Raw genomic sequence first — 2,748 nt, forward strand, 5'->3', positions numbered from 1 at the left:
TTCAGATAGTGAATTACTTAATTGTCTATCTAATGTTTCAATTGTAGATTCTAACGTATCTGTATACTTAACTATATATGCACCTAAATCGTCTTTTTCCCAGCATTCGTTAGGATATTCATCACTCGGCTGTATACCAGCAGTATCTCCAAGTAATAATACATAATCATCTGGTAATTCTACTGAGTATGAGTTTCTAACTCCTTTAATTATCTAAGTGTTAGAATAGTTCTTTTTACGAACTAAAGTACGCAAATCATCTATACGCTTTTCTGTCTACTCAAATCCTTGAGCTTTAAAGTTAATACCTGAGTATCTTGTTTTATAAAATTTATCAATTGCCTCATTAATGAATGATATAATAGTGTCTGAGGATAGCTTATCCTTAATAACTAAATTAGGATCCATTAACTATAGCCTACGTTCAAACTCGATTTGAAATCCACGATTTGTCATAATCATTCATCTATTTGGTTCAACTGTGATTTAGTCTATATTCTCTTAGACTCAATATCTTCTAATGCTAGTTCTACAGCTCTGTTAATTACTTCAAACTACATATACTCTGGTATTTCACTCATACCTTCAGCTGGTAAGTCTTCTATCTTAGTAGGAAACTTAATATAGGTAATATCTACAGAATAGCTATTACTACTCATAGCTAAGTAATCATAATAGATATATAGAGTATTATCTTCTATTACAGCTACTGGATCTTCTATCCAAGGGTTGTTATTGTAAGTCTTCTTGAACTTAGTAGCGTCAGAATGATCTATTAATTTTATAGTAGCTTTGTTACTATTGAAGTTTAACACTGCATCTACAAAGAACATTCTGTCACCATTGAATAAGTTAGTAACATAACATCTATTTGAATTTGTTTCAGTATTAGCAACAACGTTAACATCTGTACGTACTAATTTTTCTAAGTCATGAATACGTTTTACAGATCCTTCAAAGCTAGTCTTTAAGTAGTTATTACCAGTAAACTTATTACTGATTTCTTGGTATAAACCTTGATCTAACCAGTAATCTATTTCTTCTGGTAAGAAAGCAGGACAACCCCCAAAGGCTACGCTTTGAGAGTTCTTGTCCATTGCTACTTTAAAATATGAGTGAAATTGTTCTCTAGTCATTATTTAGATTTTATTTCAGACATAATACTTAAGTAAATATCTTGATTCTTTTTGTCTTTCAAATATGCAATTACATCTTCAAGACCGTTACCAATAAGATCAGTACCAAAGTAATATGATGCTCTGTTCTTACGAATAATATTTTTACTTAAAGCTTCTTCAATTACAAAGTTAATTTCTTTATTAGGATTATCTACCCAAATTCTAATAAATCTTGCTGGATCAGCTTCTACGTTTTCACCAAGTCTAGCTTCAACTAATTCATTAGACATAGTGTCAGCTTTAACTCCAAATAGTCTAAGACATTTGCGCATATCTTCAAGACTCATCTTATCTAATGCTCTATAAGCATCACGTTTAACTTTGTTAGCTTTATTAATTTGTTCTGCTTCAGCTTCTTTATTTATAAGTACATAATCAGTAGATGGAGTTACTTTATCAATGCCATTTGCTACTCTCTTATGTCCTAATAGGAATAAATATTGCAATTCTCCTTCAGGTCTATCAGTATTAATTACTAATTCTTTCTTACCAATCTTAATTGCAAATGTATCCCAAAATGTACTATCAGGATCTAATTCTCCTTCAGCTTTACCCATTTTCTGTTCTAGTTCTCTAGCTTTGTCTCTGGTTAACCCTGTGTAACGGCTACCAGATCTTGTCCAATAGGAACCCAGATAATCAAAACAATTGGACCATTTTACTAATCCAGTCCAAGGATTCTGTTTAGTTATTCTAACGATTACTTCCATAATATAATTATATATTAGATTGTTCAGTTTTATAAACTTTCTTTTAATTCTCTATTCATATTATATAAAAGAACTTTTTGATGAGTTGTAAGTTCTTCTATCTTTTTATCAGGACAATTTTCAAGATTATTATAAAATTCTTCCGCTTTTTCCAATGTTGAAAACATTTTGAAACTGTTTGTCGTATCCCAAACTATATAATCACGGTTTACGTTTTGATCATCATAAGACCAAATATATTTTAAATTTGACCAACTTCTAGAGGAAGATGGATTTCCATATTCACCTTGTAATTGCCGTTGGATAGATCTGCGATCACAACCTGTAGATCTGCTAGCTTCCATAATACTAGGATATTCTGCAATAAGTTTAGCTGTTTCTTTATCGAATTGCAATACTTTTTTTGCAACTTTCATACCATTGGTTCTAGCGTTTTCAAGCATTTTACCTTCTAATTTATCTCCAGTTTTAAATAGATGTTTTTCAGCAGCTTTACGACAGGCTTCTGAAATAACATGACCGCCTTTATCTAAATTGTAACCTTTATCTGGATTTGTAGAATCATATTGTTTTATCCAATATATCTCTCGTTCGTCTACCTGTTTTGGTGTACCTTCTATATTCTCCAGAAGCTCTACTTGAAAATTTTCAGGTTTGTGGTTTACTATAGCTATATAGATAGCTAGAGTTCTATCATTTTTACGCTGTGAGTTTAATGCACGATAAATATGTTCGGCAAAACGCTTATAAATGTCTCGTTTGGTTTGTCCAATATAAACTTTATTGTTAGTTCTATCTGTAATTTTATATATTCTGCTCATAGTAGTACATTTTCTAATTTTTAATATACTACTATAACG

The 2,748-nt window shown here is 30.9% G+C and carries 3 protein-coding genes; all 3 read right to left on the minus strand.

Features of this window, described 5'->3' with window-relative positions; translation table 11 throughout:
- Positions 1-554 precede the first annotated feature (554 nt).
- Positions 555-1,097 carry a hypothetical protein gene (locus GH664_RS21955; protein ID WP_153163752.1) on the minus strand — a complete coding sequence of 181 codons (543 nt, stop codon included), beginning with the start codon at positions 1,095-1,097 and terminating at the stop codon, positions 555-557.
- 38 nt (positions 1,098-1,135) lie between these two features.
- Complete coding sequence (locus GH664_RS21960; RefSeq protein WP_153163753.1) at positions 1,136-1,888, minus strand: hypothetical protein; 753 nt, start codon at positions 1,886-1,888, stop codon at positions 1,136-1,138.
- 29 nt (positions 1,889-1,917) lie between these two features.
- The coding region (locus GH664_RS21965; RefSeq protein WP_228111671.1) for a GIY-YIG nuclease family protein at positions 1,918-2,748 on the minus strand (831 nt) is incomplete at its 5' end.

Source organism: Thauera sp. 2A1, assembly GCF_009469595.2.
Lineage (GTDB): Bacteria > Pseudomonadota > Gammaproteobacteria > Burkholderiales > Rhodocyclaceae > Thauera.